The organism is Streptomyces rhizosphaerihabitans, assembly GCF_025399795.1.
GTDB lineage: Bacteria > Actinomycetota > Actinomycetes > Streptomycetales > Streptomycetaceae > Streptomyces > Streptomyces rhizosphaerihabitans.
Window position 1 is genome coordinate 1 of record NZ_JAODTZ010000140.1, and the last position, 2,146, is coordinate 2,146.

The window sequence follows — 2,146 nt, forward strand, 5'->3', positions numbered from 1 at the left end:
CCACGGCGTCCCCCAGTGCGGCGGCGAACAGTTCGATGTCCTCGGCCGAGTTGTCGTGGTGGACGGATGCGCGTACGGCCGTGACGACACCGCGCCCGGGCAGGTACAGCGGGATCTGGTGGGCGACCGTCTTCCATACGAGGACTCCGCGGTCCGCGAGGCGGCGGCGCACCTGGGCGGCCGGCAGTTCCTCGTGCCGGAAGGTGACGATGCCGCTCTGCAGGCGCCCGGGGGCGATCAGTTCGGTGCCGGACGTTTCCTCGACGGCGGCCCGCAGGCCGGGACCGAGGTCCTTTCGCGGGGGCAGGGCCGCGTGCCGGGCCAGGGCCGCGTTCAGCGCGACGGCGGCGGCGCCGTGCGGCGGTACGAGCGACAGGCCGCCGTGCGGGGCCAGGGCCTGGCGCAACCGCGGTGCCGCACAGGCGAATCCGGCCGACTGCGGGCCGCGCAGGAACCTCCAGCCGTCCCCGGTGAGCAGGTCGCAGCCCACCCGGGCGACGTCCACGGAGAGCTGCCCCACGGCGTAGGAGGCGTCGACGGCGTACAGGCACCGGTGCGGGGCCAGGATGCGCCCCACCTCCTCGACGGGGTTGACGATGCCGCAGCCCGAGGGAACGTAGGGGACGCAGACGAGGGCGACGTCGGCGCCGATGTGCCGTTCCATCCACTCCAGGTCGAGGTCGCCGTCGGGGCGCAGCGGTACGACGTCCAGCCGGCAGCCGGTGCGGGCGCGCAGCGCGTGGAGGGCGCCGAGGTTGGCGGCCGACTCGTAGGCGGTGGTCCAGACGCGGTCGCGCGGGCCGAGCGGGAGCCGGGACAGGACGGCGGCGAACGCGTCGGCGGCCCCGGTGCACAGCACGGTGTCGCCCGGCGGCGCGCCGAGCAGGGCTGCCAGTCGCTCGTGGATCTCCCGGTGCAGCACGTCGTCGAGGCGTTCCTCCAGCTCGTAGGGCCCGTACCGGTCCTCGAAGCGCGTCCATTCGGTGAGGAGCTCGCGTACGGCAGCGGGCATGCGGCCAAGACCGGCCGAGTTCAGATGGACCCATCGGTCACCGTGGGACATCGCGTTCACTTCCGGGGCCTCCCCCCGTCACACAACTGAAGGCAATACATTGCCTGATGCTTGGCAATACATTGCCGTCAGGGATGGGGAGTTGGCAACACCGGCTCAGGCGGCGCTCAAGTCGACGGGGCCCGCCGGCCGCGGACTCGGCTGCGCCTGGCTTTCTTTCCCAGGGTTTGCCCAGTGTTGCCAGAGGCTCCCGGCTTCTGCCAAGGATCGGCGTTTCGGCAGCTCACAGGCGGTTCACCCGGGCAGGTCAGTGGAGCCTGCCGGGCCCTGAAGGCGTGTCAGGCGCCCGTCTTGAGTGTAATTCGACCAATTCCCCAGCGATTCCCGAGACCGGTTTGCCAACCTTCTTGGCAAGAGGTTGCCAAGCAACGAACACGAAATTGACACCGAGGAGCCCGCCATGAACCGCATCGCCCGGATCGCCACCGTCGCCGCCGTCGTCGCCGCCGCGTTCACCACCGCCGGTGCCGCCACCACCGCGGACGCGATCGACTGGCCGACGGCGCCGAAGACGGTCTCCGCGACGGACTCCATCGACTGGCCGGCCGCCACCACCGCCAGCGCGAACATCGACTGGCCCGCCGCCACCGTCACCCAGGCGAGCGCGAACATCGACTGGCCGGCCGCCACTGCCGTCACCGCGAGCGCCAACATCGACTGGCCCGCCACCACCGTCACCCAGGCGAGCGCGAACATCGACTGGCCCGCCGCCACTGCCGTCACCGCGAGCGCCAACATCGACTGGCCCGCCACCACTGCCGTCACCGCGAGCGCCAACATCGACTGGCCCGCCAGCGCCTCCGTCTGATCCATGCCCGGGCATCCGTGCCCGCCCCGTGACGCCCCCGCAGGCAGCGTGCCCAGCGGGGGCTTCGGCGTTTTACGGGGCGGTCGCGCCTTTGCCCCCCCCTCTCCCTCGCCCCGCTCCCCCGGCTCCCACGCGCCGCGCGGACAGAGCACCGGCAACCGCGGCTTCCGGAGACGGCCTTACCGCCCGCACGGCGGGACGTTCCCGGCGGCCCTGATCGAGGGTGCCGCCGGCTGCGGCTGCGGCGGCGGCAAGAGCCTGCTGCG

General features: G+C 72.5%; 2 protein-coding genes. One reads left to right on the plus strand and one right to left on the minus strand.

What is annotated here, in order from left to right:
• The coding region (locus N4G66_RS45040) for an aminotransferase class V-fold PLP-dependent enzyme (protein ID WP_261710133.1) at positions 1 to 1,063 on the minus strand (1,063 nt) is incomplete at its 3' end.
• 409 nt (positions 1,064 to 1,472) lie between these two features.
• Here N4G66_RS45040 and N4G66_RS45045 point away from each other — a divergent pair.
• Positions 1,473 to 1,880, plus strand: coding sequence for a hypothetical protein (locus tag N4G66_RS45045; protein ID WP_261710132.1), 408 nt, complete (start codon positions 1,473 to 1,475; stop codon positions 1,878 to 1,880).
• Positions 1,881 to 2,146: the final 266 nt, after the last annotated feature.